This window comes from Streptomyces sp. ITFR-16 (assembly GCF_031844705.1).
GTDB lineage: Bacteria > Actinomycetota > Actinomycetes > Streptomycetales > Streptomycetaceae > Streptomyces.
Map to the genome: position 1 here is coordinate 4,394,720 of NZ_CP134609.1, position 15,565 is coordinate 4,410,284.

The following is a 15,565-nucleotide window of genomic DNA, read 5'->3' on the forward strand; positions in this document are numbered from 1 at the left end:
ATGTCCCGCAGAATCCACCTCGCCCTGCACCCGTACGGTGTCGGCGGCCCCGGCCAGCACGGTCTCTGGAAGGACCCGCGCGTGGCCAAGAACGCCAGCATCGACATCAACTACTACATCCAGCAGGCGCAGGCGGCCGAACACGCCCTGTTCGACGCCCTGTTCATCGTCGACAGCCAGTTCATCAACTCCACCTACCCCGCCCACTACCTCAACCGGCTGGAGCCGCTGACCCTGCTGTCGGCGGTCGCCACCCACACCCGCCACATCGGCCTGGTCGGCACCGCCAGTTCGACGTACAACTCACCCTTCAACCTGGCCCGCCGGTTCGCCTCGCTCGACCTCATCAGCGGGGGCCGCGCCGGCTGGAACGTGGTGACCAGCTTCGACACCGGCACCTCGAAGAACTTCGGCCTCGACGAGCACCTCGACTACGCCACCCGCTACGGCCGTGCCCTGGAGTTCGTCCAGGTCGCCCGGGGGCTGTGGGACTCCTACGAGGACGACGCCTTCCCCGCCGACGTGGAGCGGGGCGTCTTCCTCGACCCCGAGCGGCTGCACGCCCTCGACCACGCGGGGGAGCACTTCAAGATCGCCGGACCGCTCAACGTCTCCCGCTCGCCGCAGGGCCAGCCCGTCATCTTCCAGGCCGGCGTCTCCCCGGAGGGCCGCGACCTCGCCGCCCGGGTCGCCGAGGGCATCTACGCGCCCGGCGGCACGCTGGAGCAGGCGCGGGAGTACTACGCGGACATCAAGAAGCGCACCGCCGCCCACGGCCGCGACCCCGAGCACATCAAGGTCTTCATCCACGGCGGACCGGTCGTCGCCGCCACGGACGAGGCGGCCCGCCGCCGCGAGCGGGAGATATTCGAGGAGGACAACGACTTCGAGCGCAACCTCGCGCTCCTGGGCCGCTCCTTCGGCGCGTACGACTTCAGCGTCCACGACCTGGACGCGCCCTTCCCCGACGTCGCCCACCTCGCCGAGAAGGGCGGCCGCACCGGGGCCGCGAAGATCATCGAGCGCGCCCGGGAGGAGAAGCTGACCCTGCGTCAAGTTGCCGAGGGAGCCAACACGTTCCGGCAGTCGCCGTTCGTCGGGGCACCCGAGACCGTCGCCGACACCATCGAGAAGTGGTACGACGCGGGCACCCTGGACGGCATCAACCTCGCCTTCCGGAACAACGACGACCTGAACCTCTTCGTCGACGGTGTGGTGCCGCTGCTCCAGAAGCGCGGGCTGTTCCGCACCGAGTACGAGGCCGACACCCTGCGCGGCAACCTCGGCCTGCCGGTCCCCGCCAACCGCCACACCCGCGAGCGCGAACTCGCGGGCGGCTGAGGCCCGCCATGTCCTCACTCCCCGCGACGGGCGGGCGCGACGTCCACACCGTCCGCTTCCCCGTCGGCAGACCCCCGGCCACCGCGGACGTCCTCATCGTCGGCGCGGGCCCGGTCGGGCTCGCCGCCGCGACCGAACTGACCTCCCGGGGCGTCCGGGTCGCCGTCGTCGACCGGGCGCGCACCGCGACCCTGGTACGGGCCGGCGCGATGGGTCACACCCCCCGCGTGGTCGAGCACTTCCGCCGCTGGGGGCTGCTCCAGCGCATCCGCGAGGCCTGGACCTACCCCCCGGAGTGGAACCGGGGCACCCGCCTGGTCACCTCGCTGGCCGGCCACGAACTCGTCCCCGTACCCCGCCCCTCGTTCACCGGAAACGGAAACGGAACCGGCACAGGGACCGGCACCCGGGAGCACGCGGCCGACGAGGCCCTGCGCCGGCCGCAGACGGTGCTTCAGCAGGTGTTCCTCGACCACCTCGCCGAACACGGCGTGAGCATCGCCGGGGGCTGGGAGCTCCAGGAGCTGGACGAGGACGCCGACGGGGTCCGGGCCGGCGTCGTGGACGTCGACTCGGGCGAACGGCGCACCGTGCGCGCGGCGTACGTGCTGGGCACAGACGGCGGCTCCAGCACCACCCGGCGGCTTGCCGGGATCGACCGGGAAGGGGACCACGCCACCGAGAAGAGACTGCGCCTGATCGTCCGCACCGGTGACATCTCCGACCGTGTCGGGGCGGCACCGAGCGCCACCAACATCGTCTTCAACGACCGGGCATCCGGCTTCCTCGCCGCTGTCAGCGCCCGTGAATGGCGGGTGTACGCGGGGCCGTACCCGCTCGACCACGAGCCGGCCGAGGAGGAGCTGCTGGAGATCGGCCGGGCCGCGTTCGGCTTCGACCTCGGCCTCGAACTGGTCTCGGCGACGACCTTCTACCACGCCACCCGCATCGCCACCGCGTTCCGCCGGGGCCGGGTCCTGCTCGCGGGGGACGCCGCCCATGTCCGTACCCCCGGCGGCAATCTCGGCGAGGGCATCGGGGACGTGGCCAACCTCGGCTGGAAGCTGGCCGCGGTGCTCACGGGCCACGCCCCCGACACGCTCCTGGACTCCTACGACCAGGAGCGCCGGCCGCACAACTGGCGGGTCGCGGACCACTCCCTGGAACGCTCCCGCCGCTCGGGGGCGGCGCTCGCCGAGATCCGCGCGGGCGGCATCCCCGACGACGCCGACCTCGGCGACGAGGCCGTACGCCGGCGGGCGGAGATCGGCGAACGGCTGCGGAAGGACCGCACAGGCGGCGCGGGCGTCACCTTCGACGAGCGGTACGACGCGTCGGAGGTGATCTGGTACGAGGACGGCCAGCTCGCGTCCGAACCGGGCTGGCGCGCCGATGTGTACGAGGACGACCCCCGGCCGGGCCACCGCGCCCCCGACGGCCGGATCGACCCGCACGGCTCCACGCTCCACGACCGCATCGGCACCTCGTTCGCCCTGCTCGTCCTCACCGAGGACCGGACGGCCGAGCACGCCTTCGCCGCCGAGGCCGCGGCGAGGGCCCTGCCCCTGACGGTCATCCACCTCACCGACCCGACGGCCCGCGCGGTCTACGGCACCGGCAACGTCCTCGTCCGCCCCGACCAGCATGTCGCCTGGCGCGGGACCGCCCTGCCCGAAGGGGGCGCCGGCGCGGTCCTCGACCGGGTGCTGGGCCGGCCCCGCCCCGGCGCCGCGACGCAGCCCCTCGTGGCCACGGACGCGACCGGGACATGAGCGCGCACGGCGGCCCCTTCCCTCCTCCCTCCCCATGTCCTTCAACCAGGAGCACCAGATGACCGAGCACGCCGCCGAGTACGCCGACCACCACGGCCCCGAAGGGCCCGCCACGCGCGGCACGGTCGTCGTGGTGCCCGGCCGGGGAGAGACCCGGGAGACCTACACCCGGCTGGGCCGCCGGCTGGCCGCCGACGCCTACCGGGTCCGGGTCGTCGACCCGCCCCGCCTGGACGCCGACGACCCGGAGGGTTCACTGAGCGCGTTCGGTGACCGCATCACCGAGGCCGTCGCGGGGACGGCGGGCCCCGAGGGGGTCGTCGGCCCGGTGGTCCTGGTGGGCGCCGACACCGGAGCCGTGGCGGTGGCGGCGCTCCTGGCCCGGACGGGCGGGACGGCCGGCCCCGACGCCGTCGTCCTCGCGGGACTTCCGGCGCGCACGGCCGGGGCCGGCGACTGGGACGACGAACTCGACGTCCGCACGTCCTGTCCCGCCCACCGGGGCGCGATCGCGGCCGACTCCGGATTCCGCCGGGGCGCCCTCGACGAGCCGGTCCCGGACACCCTGCTGGCTCTGGCCCAGGAGAGCGAGGCGGATGTGCCGGCGCTGATCCTGACCGGTGAGGCCGATCCGCTCGCGGACCGCGACGCGCTCGCCCGAACGGCCAAGTCCCTGCCCCGGGCCCGGCTTTCCGTCGTCCGGGACGCCCACCACGATGTCCTCAACGACATGCAGCACCGCTCGGTCGCGGCCGAGGTGGTCACCTTCCTAGAGGCCCTACGCAACGACCTCGTGCCGCTGGTCGCGGTGGAGTCGAGCGCGTGGTGAGCGGCCCCGCAGGCCCCTGAACGCCCCAGTCCCCACCCTCTCGCGAACTCCTCGCGCACGCCGAACCCGAAAGGTCTCCCCATGGCCACCGTTCTCTCCGTCTCAGGAAGCCCCTCGGCCACCTCCCGCACCGCCCGCCTCCTGAGCCACCTCGACGACCGGCTCAGGGACCAGGGCCACGAGGTGATCTCCCTCCAGGTGCGCACCCTCCCCGCCGACGCCCTCCTCGGCGCCGACTTCCGGCACCCGGCGGTGGTCGAGGCCACGGCACTGTTCGAGCGGGTGGACGGGGTGGTGATCGGCACCCCGATCTACAAGGCCGCCTACTCGGGCCTGCTCAAGTCGCTCCTGGACCTGCTCCCGCAGTACGCCCTCGCCGGCAAGACCGTGCTCCCCCTCGCGACGGGCGGCAGCGTGGCCCACGTCCTGGCCATCGACTACGCCTTGCGCCCGGTGCTCACGTCGATGGGCGCGACACATGTCGTACCGGGCTGGTTCACCCTGGACAAGGACATCACCGTCAACGCCGACGGAACGATCACCCTCCCCGGCCCCACGGCAGAAGCCCTGGCCGAGGTAACAGACCGCTTCTCCACGGCGCTGCGCAGCGAAGCGGCACTGCTGCAACCAAGCCTCTGATCCCTCGGCGCCTGAGCGCACCGACCGGCCCCCGGAAACCGCTCAGGGGCCTGATCCACCTAGTGGGTCAGGCCCCTGACCTGGTCTTACGGCTGTCGGGGTGGCGGGATTTGAACCCACGACCTCTTCGTCCCGAATGAGGGTCGGGCGTGATCATCACCGGTTGGTTTGTCGTTTTGCCTGGTCAGGGCGTTGGGGTGAGGTGGTCTCGGTTGGTGTCGAAGGGGCTCGGGGAGCGGGTTGGCTCCCAGATGGCTCCCAGCCGACGGCTGCTGAGGCCGCATGTCCCGCAGTATCGGCTTGCGCGGAATCCTTGGCGCGCGGCGCTCGATCGGCGGGCTCAGATCACCGTTGAGGGTGAGTGCTTGCTCAGGTAGCTCTTGAAGGTTTTCCTGATCTCCGCCTGTAGATAGCCTGCCTGCGGCGAGTTGGGTACTACGTCCGGCTCGAAACCTCTCTTTCGGGCATCGAGGTACCGCACGATGCTCGATGATCTGGTGTTGGCGACGAAGAGTTCGTTCTGGGTGCGAATGTCGGCGCGTAGTCCCTCGAAGTTCCGCGCGAGACCGATGCCGAGGTTGGAGACGTAGTACTTGCACTCGACGACGAGGACGCTCTGACTGCCTCGTGGTGCGATGCCCTGTGCCCGGCTCAGGGCGGCTTCCTCGGCTGGCAACACCAGCACATCGCACTCGTGCAGGACGCCCGACGAGCCGGTCACGTAGACGCCGAGGTGGACTTCAAGGGCGGGAGCGCCGTCGAACTCGATCACAGCGTGAGTGAAGGGCTGGCTTTTGCTGTATAGGTGGCCGGGCCCCGTCCGGAAGACAAGGCTGCTGGCCTTCACCCCGTAGACGTCTTCGTAGGTGACAGTGGCACCGTGCCGACTGGCTGTGGCGACGATCAGGGAGAAGATGAAGCCCTCATAGACGTCGGACGGCTTCGAAGCAGAGTCGTACGACACCGCCCCTGCCGCCAGGAGGCTCTTGATTTCGTTGACTAGGCGGTCGACGGTGCTCAACTGACAACCCCTCTCGTCACGTCGGCCAGCAGTTGGCTGACGTGGATACGTCGTTCAGTCGGGATCCGATTTCCCTGGAACTCTGTTCGACTACGGCGCGATCGAGCGCTTTCGTCCGGCTCGAACACGACCGCCTCGACAATGTTCCGGCTGCCAGTGTCACCCTCGGGCTCGGTCCGGAGCGTCTTCAGCACCTCCAGTTCAATTTCAGGCAGTTCAACGAGAACTCGCCTCACGGCATCCAGGAGGAGCTGGACGCGCTCCTCATCCGTCATGGATCGCGTGGCGATGACCAGCGTCCCCCGCTTGCGCGATGCCTCGTACTCGCCGAGGCCAAGCACACTGCGGTCCACGACCTCGTATCGAGCTGCTGCTGCGGCCGGGCTCGCGGCAGGGGAGTCATCACCGCGGCGCTGCTGGCGTCGGCGGAGGATCTTCTCCTCGGGCACTCCTGCGGCGATTGCCGCGTCTACATCGTCGAGCACCCAACTTAGGGCAGTGTCTTGTAGCGCTTCGCGGAGCTGGTGCTCTACGCCGCGCAGTTCGAGTTGATTCATGTTCCCCTCGTCATTGGGAGCCGCTTTGAGGTAACTGCTCGGTTTGTGACCCCTCTGGCGCTTTGCCACTTCGAGGGGGTGCGGTCATCGGCGCCCAGTCGCATCAGACGTTCGCCGTCGACGGAGTAGCTGCCTGCGTCTGCCGTGCCGGGCAGGTATCCGGCACACAGCCGTGTCCGACGCGCGCGGTGCCGTCGTCGAGGCGGAGGAGGACGGCAAGTACGCAGCCGTCGACGACCTTGAGTTCGAGCGCGTGGCGGCGGAGGCTGGAGAGCTGGGCGCTGCTGGTGCCGCGGCGGACGACGAGCGGCGAGTAGTCGCCGGACGTCGTGAACGTGCGGCTCATCGGGGCCCGGCGCAGCCCAAGTCGCCAGGTCAGCCAGGTGTGTACAGTGACGCCACTGCCGCGCAGGACGTCCGGGTTCACAAGAACCCGCACGCCCACGATTTCGCCTTCGGCGGCGATCGTGTTTGGCCGGGGCGGTTCTTCCTCCTCGAAGGGGCGAGCGCCGCGGGAAACGAGGTCGACGAGGCCGGTGCCGGTCTCGCCGAGCTGGCTACTGAGCAGGCACTGTTTCAGACGCCACGGGGTCACCGGGTAAAGCTCCGTCACCTTGGAGAAGAGCCGCGCCCGGGATAGGGGTCCCGACTCCGTGACCACCGCGACCACCGCGTCCACAGCGGTGGCATATGTGGACGCGCGTAGGTGCGTCCACTCGGCCAGGGCCCAGGTGCCCTCGGGACGGATCTGCCGAAACCGGTCGTCACGTCGTAGCGCCTCCCGCACGGCAGCGACAGTCGTCGCGGCCATCGGGGCAAGCAACTCGTTTGGCCGGCAGGGGCGTCCAGTCTCCAATAGCCACAGATACGCGGCGTCGCGCCCTCGCGCCTTTCGGCGGACCCAGTGCCCGTCAGTGCTCAGGGCTAGCCGAGACTCGGAGTGGCTCAGGAGCCAGATCAGGGGGATATCTGCAGGTAGTCCGGCCTCGGAGGCTGCCCGCCCGAGGTCGTCGCCGCGGAAGGGCGCGGCGTCGACGAGACGGCGCAGGGCCCCACCCAGCGCGCAGGGGTCGGTACTCCACCAGCCGCGCAGGGGCCCCGCCCACGTCCGTGGCGCGGCCAGCCCCGCTGCGGTCAGCAGTTCCTCAAGCGCTACGTGGTCGATGACTCCGAGCGCGGTGGCGACGGCGTCTCGCGAGACGGCCGGGCGTTCGCCTGCGGTGCGGGCCGACTCACGCCAGCCGTCCTGGACGATGTCTGCCATCCCGGCGAGCCGTTTCCGCGCTCGGTTTTGGATCTGGCGTGCGCGCTCGCGGCTAAGCCCGAGCGCAGCCCCGACCTCGTCCAGCGTCTGGCCCTCAGACCGGCCCACGATGACGGCACGCTCGCGCTCGTCGAGGGCTCCGGTCTCCCACGCCCTGGCGAGCCACTCGCCCATCGACCACTCGTCCCCCATCGAATTCCCCTACATCTCGTTGAAATAGACGACCCGCACGCCGAGGAACTCGGCCACGCGCCGGTGTTCCCCCTTCTTCTCGGGCGGCACGGGAGCACGGAACGGATCGACGACGCAGATCGTCCAGGGCCAGGTCTCCCCGGTGGACCGATCGAGGATCGCGGGCCACGCGAGGTGCTTGAGGTTCGCCGCAGTGCCGGCCACGAAGTGTTGCTCCTCGTCCTCCGTCCCGATCTCGCGGATTTTGGCGCGCATCGGCTTCTGCTGGGTGGTCCCGGGGATGACCTCCCAGTCAGGGCCGAGGGTCGCTGCGACCATCTGCTCGAGCGTCGCGGCCGGTCGCGACACGTACTTGGCGTACTTGCCCTCGCCTCGTCGTGCCCGTTCGTATTCCTTCATGGGGCAGTCCTTCAGCCAGGGGCGGATGTTGGCCCGCTGCCCCACGAAGTCGAGGAGGCGGCCGCCGATATCGGGGTCCTCCGTCCACTCCCGGTACAGGCGGGTGCGGTCCGTGTCCTGGAGGTGTGGCCACTGTGCATCGTCGGCCTGGGCGTAGATCCGTGTGACCACGGCCTTCTCGACGACGGGCGGGATCTTGTAGTCGGTCACAGAATTCCTTTCGGCAGGGGGAACTGGAGGCGGACTTCGTCTGCCGCGGTCTCAAGGTCGGCGGCGTCCTGGATCCACATGTCCATCAGGGAGCCGACCGTCTCGTCCTGAAACTCGATCCGGGAGACGTGCGGGAGTTCCAGATGCTCGGTGTCTTCAGCCTCTAGCGTGCGGCGCAGGTTTAGTACCGCTGCGGCGCGGCGGATATCGGTTACGAAGTCGAGGACCTTCAAAGCCTTCTTGCCGGGGCTCAGTCGCAGCCCGCGGCCGAGCTGCTGCACGAAGATCCTCCGGCTGTGAGTGACACGCAGGAAGGCGATCAGGTTCACGTCCGGCACGTCGACGCCCTCATTGAACACGTCCACGCAGGTGATCACTGGGACACGGCCGAGACGGAACTCGTTGAGTAGGACGTCGCGGTGACGCTTCGACAGACCGCTGTGCAAGTGGGAGGCATTGACCCACGCCGGGTCTGAGACGGCGAGGAGGCCCGCCATATGCTCGGCGTGCTCGATTGTCTGGCAGAACACGATGGCGCGGGGCTCGGCGGTCTCCCGCCACGCCGCCCGCAGGTGCTCGACGATCTCCTCGTCTCGCTGGGGGAGGAACAGACGCCGGTTAAGATCCTTGATCGAGTAGCCGTGACGGCTGATGTCTTGGACGGCGTCCCAGTCGACACCATCCGCGTACAGCTTGTAGTCGACGGCCGACAGATAGCCCGCCGCCATGCCCTCGGCGATGCCCATCTTGAAGCTGGGTTGACCGAAGCGGGCGGTGATGTCGAACTTGTCGCCACGCCAAGGGGTGGCGGTGACTCCGAATCGCCCCGCAGCCCCACACAGATCGAGAAGTTCCGCAAACCTGCCGGTCTCAGCCACGTGGTGGGTCTCGTCGATCATGATGAGATCGGGTTCGTAGCCCACGCGTACGGCGGACAGCGCCGACTCGACGGTCGCGACCAAGACACCGTTGAGGGCCTCGGGCTTGCTCTCACCGGTGAGGAGCCGGGTGGGTACACCCTTCGGGAGGTGCCGCCACAGCGCCTTCTCCAGCTGGCCGACCAGGTCGCGCATGTGCGCGACGACCAGGACGCGCGCGTCCGGACTCGAGGCGAGGAGATTGCCGATGACCTCGCCGCCGACGACCGTCTTACCCAGCCCCGTCGCCAGGACCAGCAGCGCCGTTCCTGCGGCGTCGAGGTCCCGCTCGATCGCGGACACGGCCAACTCCTGGTAAGGCCGCAGGTTGTAGGGGGCGGGCACACGGTCGGGCATCCTCTGGCCGATGGCCTCCAAGGTGGCCCCGTGCCACAGGCTGATATCGACGCCGATCCCCGCCAGCGCCCGGCGTCGTGCCTCAGCCGATGCGGTGATGTTCGTGTTGGTCACCAAAACGGCCTTATCGGCGCGGTAGTGAGTGCGGGCGCGCTCAAGGTCGTCGACGCCCGCGTGGTCGGCTGTGCCGTGCGCCTTCCACTTGCTCTGGAACACCCACTGCTCGCGGTCGCGGACCGCGAGCAGGTCGGCACCATGGTCGTGGGCGCCGTCGATGACGCGGACGTCCTGGAACCCCAGGTGCCACAGGGTCCGTTCGAGCGCCTTGGTCAGCCCCTCTGGGCCACCGTCTCTCAGTTCGGCGGCCGTCAGGAACGCGGCGCTCACTCCTCCCCCGCCAGTTCGTCGCGCAGGAGGGCGATGCTGAGGCGGGCGCGCCGCAGTTGCGGCGCGGTGGCCTCCCCGGCGAAGGTTCCGAGCGTCGCGACGTCCGCGAGGCAACCCGTGACCCGGGCCAGACTCAGGGCTTTCCCGGACGGTGAGGACACCCCGAAGTACGGGCCACGAAAGACGGTGCCGTCCATGAATGAGGCGGGCATCACCTCGACGAGGCGGACCAGGGCCAGCGCGGGAACGTGGTGGACGAACCCGGAGTCCAGGCCGAGACGACCGACGAGGCCGACACGTCCGGCAGCGATCATCGCCTCCTCGGTCGCGAATTTCTGCTCGTCTGAGAGGTGGCCGTAGGCGGCGGTGTAGCCGCCGCTCTCGTCGAGGACCTCGGCCACACGCTCGCGGATCTCCGAGAGGAGGTCGCGAGCCTCCGCGCCGACGGTGGTGCCGTCGAGCACGCTGTCCTGCAGGGACTCGGCGCGGATCGCGGCGACGAGCTGGGACGGGTTCCAGTCGGAGCGCGCCCGGACCTTCAGGACAGCAGCCAGTTCGACCAGGAGGAGGTCGGCGTAGTCCGCGCCGAACCGCCGGAACGCGTAGTGCTCGGGATCGACGAGGGCGGTGAGCTCGTTCCCGGACCTCTGGTCGAGGAGGACCGGGGCGGACAGCCCGTGGTCGTCAAGGAGCCGCTCGCCCGGCTTCAACAGCAGGGTCCGCACCTTCACGTAGCCGAGCTCAGGGTGCCCGAACGACCGGCTCAGGTACGCGTGCGGAGATGCCGCGCTCTCGTACCGTGCCAAGCGCTCGCCACGGGTCTCAGTCGTCTCCTTGACCGCCATGGTGGCCTGGGCGGGCACGGTGGAGACAGCCCCGGACTCGGTACCAAGCTGGGCGGCGCCGGAGGCGGGGATGTCGACGGGCAGACCGAGGGCGCCCAAGACAGCCTGCTCGTCGGGCTGGGCCGGCACACTGGTGGTAGTTCTGGCCTCCTTGCCCCGCTTCTTGATTTCCTCGTGCCGCAGTACCGCCTGCCACCAGTGTTCGTCGGTCTGGAACTCAGAGACGCCTGCCTGGAACTTCCGGCCCCAGTCCCGGGTATCCGCGTGGACCGGCTTGTGGCCGTCGCCGGGGACGAGGTAGCGCAAGCCCGCGTCGTTGCGGCGGAAGCCCTTGAACAGCAGAGCCAGCGGACTCTCGTTCTCCGGGTAGCCGAGCTTGCGGGCACGCTGAGGCTGGAGTGGCGCCAAGCCGCGCAGCAACTCCATGGCGGTGAGCCAGCTGCGGTCTCCGTACTCGAAGGCGTCCTTCTGATAGGTGACGGGGACATGGTCGAGGTGGATCTCACCGATGAGGCGGCCGCCCTGGTGGGCGAGCTCGACTGGGTATTCGGGCTCCTCGTTCCCCGCGACCCCATCGGGGTTGTTCCAGGTGAAGAGCTGTTTGTCCCAGCGCCTGATCTTCCGGCCATTGCGTAGGAAGTCGATCCCGTACTCGGTCTTGTCCAGGTAGCGCTGGACGCCGAGCCAGCCGTGGATCCGGCGCTCGCGCACGGACAGGTTGACGCTGCCGCAGACCGAGCAGACATCGCCCGAACCAATCTGCCACTCCCCGCAGTCCCGACAGGCGATCCCGTCCTGGAGCCTTTCATTGATCGGGATGTAGGCGGGAATCCGCTCCTTGCCGTTGAAGAGCACGTAACGCTCGTCGCCCCAGCGGCAGTGGCGGACCGGCTTGACGCGGGTCCCGCCCACGTAGAGGTCGAAGGGGTGCTCGGTGAGGATCCATGAGTACACCGAGCCCAGGGTGTTGCGGAGCGAGGCGCCGTTGCGGCGCAGCCACTCGGCACGCGTCCGGTGCAGACGGTCGACGATGATTCTCGTGCCGTGTTGGGTCGGGTCGCTCTTCGGCTCTGTGATGTCCTTTGCCTCGAAGTCGTCCTTGATCTGGTCAAGGTCGATCTCGACGCCGATCCATTCCGTGTCGCCCGCGCGTGTCGTCAGGATGCGGGTGCGCCTGCCGAGGCGGGCGGTCGAGATGTTGAAGCCCATGCCGAACAGACCGAGTTTGTCGTGCATGTCGTTCCCGGACCAGCCAGCCCGCACCGCGCGCGTCAGCCGGTCGTACGACATGCCCCGCCCGGTGTCGCGAACCTCCAGGACCCCTTGTGGGGACGACGGCAAGGTGACGCTGACAGTGAAGCCGTCCGGCCACTCCGTCCCTGAGCGGAGGATGTCGAGGAAGTCGTCGAAGGGGTTGTCGACGAGTTCGGCGACACACTGCCACTCGTCGAAATCGATCTCGCCCAGCATGCTCAGCACGCGGGCGGAAGGGGTGATCTTCACTCCGGCGGAACCCTCCTGAAGGATCGGAACGCTGTGACGGCGGCCCGCGGCGCGCGTGGACACGCCGAAGCCGCCCAACTCGCATGAGTCGAGCGTTCGATCTCGAGCGTATAGGGAGCCACTGACAATCCGGCCGGAGTTTGCGAACCCCGGCGAATCGTGCAGTCACCGGTACGGGACGAAGGTGTTGAACCTCGCGAGCACTGATGGTCCCGCCACGGCTGGCCAGGGGAGCGGGTGGACGTCGCGGCCCGGAACCCTGACCCGCACCAGGTCCGTGCTTCGTTCCACAGCGGCCTCCGGGGGCCTCGTGTTTCCAGAACCGCGGGACGCCCAGCCCTCCTCGGCGAGGAGCTGGTTCGCCTCGGCTTCCTGGATGCAGTTGGCTGCGATCTTGTCGCGTCACGCGTTGGTCGTAACCAGCCGCAGACAAACGCCGTCTACGAAGAATGGGGTGCTGTCCTCCTGGAAGCGAGGTCGGCCTCCGTCGCGGTGTTGGCGCGGGTCGCGCGGTGACTTGTAGCGCAGACTCCGCCAGTGGATCAGTGACGTATGGTCTTCTCTGGCGTCATGTCCTTGCCGTAATCGCTGCGCATCGTGAGCATTATCGAGGACGATGACGCCCACGGTGCGACCGCCAACGGTCGCTCCTTCGACAGCTCCTATGCCCGCCCGTAGACCCAAGCCGCGGCCATCCGCGTCCGCGTCGGCTATGGCCATGTGTGAGAGCCTGCCTCGCGCGCCGCTGCCGCTGCGTCCCCGATGCGCCCGGCCCCGCTCATCCCCGCGTGGAAAACTGGGGTCATGATTCGAAGCCCATCCGAAGTCACCGTAGGCGCCGACGGTCTGGTTGCCTTGCCCATGAGTATCTTGGCCGAGGCCGGGATCAACCCCGGCGAGACACTGCTGGCTTTCAGCGACGGGGATGGCCAGATTGTCCTGCGCCGTCTAGAAGAAGCTGTCAGTGATCTGATCAGTGGTCGCCCGTTGTAGCGACGAGATGCGCTGCACCGCGCTTTCGCCGGACGGCGTTCTCGATTCGGGTCGCTGCTCGGGCGAGGTCGTCGTGTTCCCAAACTCGGATGACTGTCCAACCAGCCGCCGTCAGCGTGTCGTTGGTCTGAGTGTCCCTCGCCCTGTTGCCGTTGATCTTTTCCCGCCAGAAATCTGCGTTCTTCGTTGCGGGCCTGTAATGGTCCGGGCAGCCATGCCAGAAGCAGCCATCCACGAATACCGCGATGCGATCGCCGGGGAACACGAGGTCGGCTCTCCGTCGGACGTCGGCGATTGGCCGGGTGTCGACCCGGTAGCGCATGCCGCGGCGATGGAGCAGGCTGCGGAGCAGCAGTTCTGGCTTGGTGTCCTTGCCGCGGTTGCCGCGCATTGAGGCTCGAACCTCGAGCGACGACGCGGTCGACTCGGGCGGCAGCGTCTCTTGCGCCAAGAGCCCCTTTGTTCGGGCTTGTCGCCATGCCTCAGCAAGGTTCTGCTTGCGTGAGTCGAACTCGACTTCGCAGACGTAGCGCTCCTCAGTCTTGCCGTTTTGTGACCACCGTAGATAGGCGCGAACGCGACGTGTGCTCCGGTAGAGGCGGAGCGTGACGGAGGCGCGTGCGAGACGCCCGTCACCCAGGTCGACGTTGCGCCGATTGCGACCGCCGGCGGCGCGGTCTTGCTCAACTGCTGGCGCGGCCGCGCCAGCTCGACGCTTATACGCGCGTTCCGGAGGCAGCCTGTCCTTCCAGCGCCCCCCGACCCCTGTCTGCGGCATGAGGCTAGTGTCCCGCCGCAGCCAGGGCGTCGGAGACGGCCTTGGCGAAGTACTCACCGAGAGCGACCGGCACGGCGTTGCCCAACTGCCGCATCTGCTCGCCTCGAGGGCCTGAGCCATGCCATTCATCCGGGAACGTCATTACCCGGGCGGTCTCGCGCACGGTCATGTAGCGGTGCAAGTAGGTAAAACCACCCGGTGCTGAGACGTCGCGGACCCGCTCGTCCAGCAGCATCACGGACTCGCCGCCTGGCACGCCGTGAACGCCGGCCTTGACCGTTTTCGCGGGACGATCGAGTTCGTTCGGGGTGTGCCCCTTGTAGATACGGGCTCCAGGCCAACCGACGTGACCGACGGCTCCGATCTCTTCACCGAAGTCGAACTTCTCCGAAAGTCGGTTCCTATCGACAGGGGGCAGTGCCGGGAGTTTCACGTCCGTGCCGTATCCCTGAATGGCGTCGCGCATTGTGCGCCACGGCTGGCAGTCGTCTTCCTTGATCACCTTCGGGAGGCGCGCACGCACTCGGTCGCGAACGTGGTCCTCTACGGTTGGGTGGCGCTTCCAGTAGGGTCCGTCCTCGTCGCGCATGGACCGGAACAGGGCCGCCTCGGAGAATCTCTCCGTTTTCACGTACTTCTCGAAGCCGTCGACGTCCACGCCGAGGTCGGCCCGGAAGGCCACGATTACGACCCGGTTGCGTACCTGTGGGACGCCATAGCTGGCGGCGTTGACCGGCACCATCACGACTTTGTAGTGATCCGGGTTGCTGTCGTCGTCAGATAGTTGATCGAGAATGCGCGTCAGGTGAGCGTTGTGATCCTGCCACTTGACCTCATCGTCGCGCTTCTCGAACGGGAGACTCAGCTCGTTCTGGATGTACTGGAAATAGTCGACGAAAGACGGCCGCAGGAGTCCGCGGACATTTTCGCAGATAACCACCTTCGGCCGCATCTCTTGCACTGCCTTGAACATGGCCGGGAACATGTTGCGCTTGTCTTCATCGCCCTTGGCGACCCCGCCGGCGCTGAACGGCTGACACGGAGGGCCTCCTGCCAGGACATCGACCTCGCCCTGGAAGGCGCTGAGATCCAGGTCGCGCACGTCGCCCGGGTACAGGGGGGCGGGCTGCCCCGGTTTTGGCGGCTGAGGGTTCTTCTCCTCGGTGCGCTTCAAGCCGTCGACACCGAGGGTCTTTCGCGCACTCGAGATGAGTGTCTCGCAGGCGCGGTTGTTGAACTCGTTGAACAGGAGTGGGCGGAAGCCTGCTTGGTGGACCGCCATGGCAAGGCCGCCTCCACCCGCGAACAGTTCAACGCTGGTCCGCGGCTTCTTTGCTTCTTCAGGCAGGTCAACCATGGCGAAACCATACCGCGGAGTTGGTGATCATGGCGAACCTTCACTCGAATGGGTCGCCTATAAGTGAGCAAGGCCATAGAGTTCGTGGTGATCAACACGGCGGAGGGGGTCAGGGGGGTGGCGCAGGCGGCCAGGTCGGTCGGTCCGGGCGCCTACCACGATGATTTTCGGCTGAGCGTCACCAAGGCCCTTGGTGATCGACTG

General features: G+C 68.3%; 13 protein-coding genes. 5 read left to right on the plus strand and 8 right to left on the minus strand.

The genetic code is table 11. The annotated features are described in order from the left end of the window. From RLT58_RS19460 to ssuE, 4 genes are all read left to right on the plus strand, one after another. Nucleotides 1-1,341 (plus strand): NtaA/DmoA family FMN-dependent monooxygenase, encoded by a 1,341-nt coding sequence (locus RLT58_RS19460; RefSeq protein ID WP_311311653.1) that lies wholly within the window; start codon nucleotides 1-3, stop codon nucleotides 1,339-1,341. Between the two features lie 8 nt (nucleotides 1,342-1,349). Next, on the plus strand, nucleotides 1,350-3,113 hold the full coding sequence (locus tag RLT58_RS19465) for an FAD-dependent oxidoreductase (protein ID WP_311311654.1): 1,764 nt from the start codon (nucleotides 1,350-1,352) through the stop codon (nucleotides 3,111-3,113). Nucleotides 3,114-3,171: 58 nt separating this feature from the next. Further along, nucleotides 3,172-3,942 (plus strand): alpha/beta hydrolase, encoded by a 771-nt coding sequence (locus RLT58_RS19470; RefSeq protein WP_311311655.1) that lies wholly within the window; start codon nucleotides 3,172-3,174, stop codon nucleotides 3,940-3,942. 81 nt (nucleotides 3,943-4,023) lie between these two features. Next, a complete protein-coding gene (gene ssuE, locus RLT58_RS19475; RefSeq protein WP_311311656.1) occupies nucleotides 4,024-4,581 on the plus strand; it encodes an NADPH-dependent FMN reductase in 558 nt (185 codons plus the stop codon). A 340-nt stretch (nucleotides 4,582-4,921) separates the two neighbouring features. On the opposite strand, the gene RLT58_RS19480 is transcribed toward ssuE, so the two are convergent. From RLT58_RS19480 to RLT58_RS19505, 6 genes are all read right to left on the minus strand, one after another. Beyond that, nucleotides 4,922-5,602, minus strand: coding sequence for a hypothetical protein (locus RLT58_RS19480; protein WP_311311657.1), 681 nt, complete (start codon nucleotides 5,600-5,602; stop codon nucleotides 4,922-4,924). Next, nucleotides 5,599-6,159 carry a hypothetical protein gene (locus RLT58_RS19485; RefSeq protein WP_311311658.1) on the minus strand — a complete coding sequence of 187 codons (561 nt, stop codon included), beginning with the start codon at nucleotides 6,157-6,159 and terminating at the stop codon, nucleotides 5,599-5,601. The genes RLT58_RS19480 and RLT58_RS19485 overlap by 4 nt, the downstream gene beginning before the upstream one ends. Nucleotides 6,160-6,262: 103 nt before the next feature. Further along, complete coding sequence (locus RLT58_RS19490) at nucleotides 6,263-7,597, minus strand: sigma factor-like helix-turn-helix DNA-binding protein (protein ID WP_311311659.1); 1,335 nt, start codon at nucleotides 7,595-7,597, stop codon at nucleotides 6,263-6,265. A gap of 27 nt (nucleotides 7,598-7,624) precedes the next feature. Continuing rightward, nucleotides 7,625-8,224, minus strand: coding sequence for a hypothetical protein (locus RLT58_RS19495; protein WP_311311660.1), 600 nt, complete (start codon nucleotides 8,222-8,224; stop codon nucleotides 7,625-7,627). Beyond that, a complete protein-coding gene (locus tag RLT58_RS19500) occupies nucleotides 8,221-9,885 on the minus strand; it encodes a DEAD/DEAH box helicase family protein (RefSeq protein ID WP_311311661.1) in 1,665 nt (554 codons plus the stop codon). The genes RLT58_RS19495 and RLT58_RS19500 overlap by 4 nt, the downstream gene beginning before the upstream one ends. Continuing rightward, a complete protein-coding gene (locus tag RLT58_RS19505; protein ID WP_311311662.1) occupies nucleotides 9,882-12,233 on the minus strand; it encodes an ATP-binding protein in 2,352 nt (783 codons plus the stop codon). The genes RLT58_RS19500 and RLT58_RS19505 overlap by 4 nt, the downstream gene beginning before the upstream one ends. Nucleotides 12,234-13,037: 804 nt before the next feature. Here RLT58_RS19505 and RLT58_RS36125 point away from each other — a divergent pair. Continuing rightward, entirely contained in the window at nucleotides 13,038-13,226 is a 189-nt protein-coding gene (locus RLT58_RS36125) for an AbrB/MazE/SpoVT family DNA-binding domain-containing protein (protein ID WP_073874625.1), read from the plus strand. On the opposite strand, the gene RLT58_RS19510 is transcribed toward RLT58_RS36125, so the two are convergent. Then, nucleotides 13,207-14,004 carry a very short patch repair endonuclease gene (locus RLT58_RS19510; RefSeq protein ID WP_311311663.1) on the minus strand — a complete coding sequence of 266 codons (798 nt, stop codon included), beginning with the start codon at nucleotides 14,002-14,004 and terminating at the stop codon, nucleotides 13,207-13,209. The genes RLT58_RS36125 and RLT58_RS19510 overlap by 20 nt on opposite strands. A gap of 4 nt (nucleotides 14,005-14,008) precedes the next feature. Then, complete coding sequence (locus RLT58_RS19515) at nucleotides 14,009-15,361, minus strand: DNA cytosine methyltransferase (RefSeq protein ID WP_311311664.1); 1,353 nt, start codon at nucleotides 15,359-15,361, stop codon at nucleotides 14,009-14,011. Nucleotides 15,362-15,565: the final 204 nt, after the last annotated feature.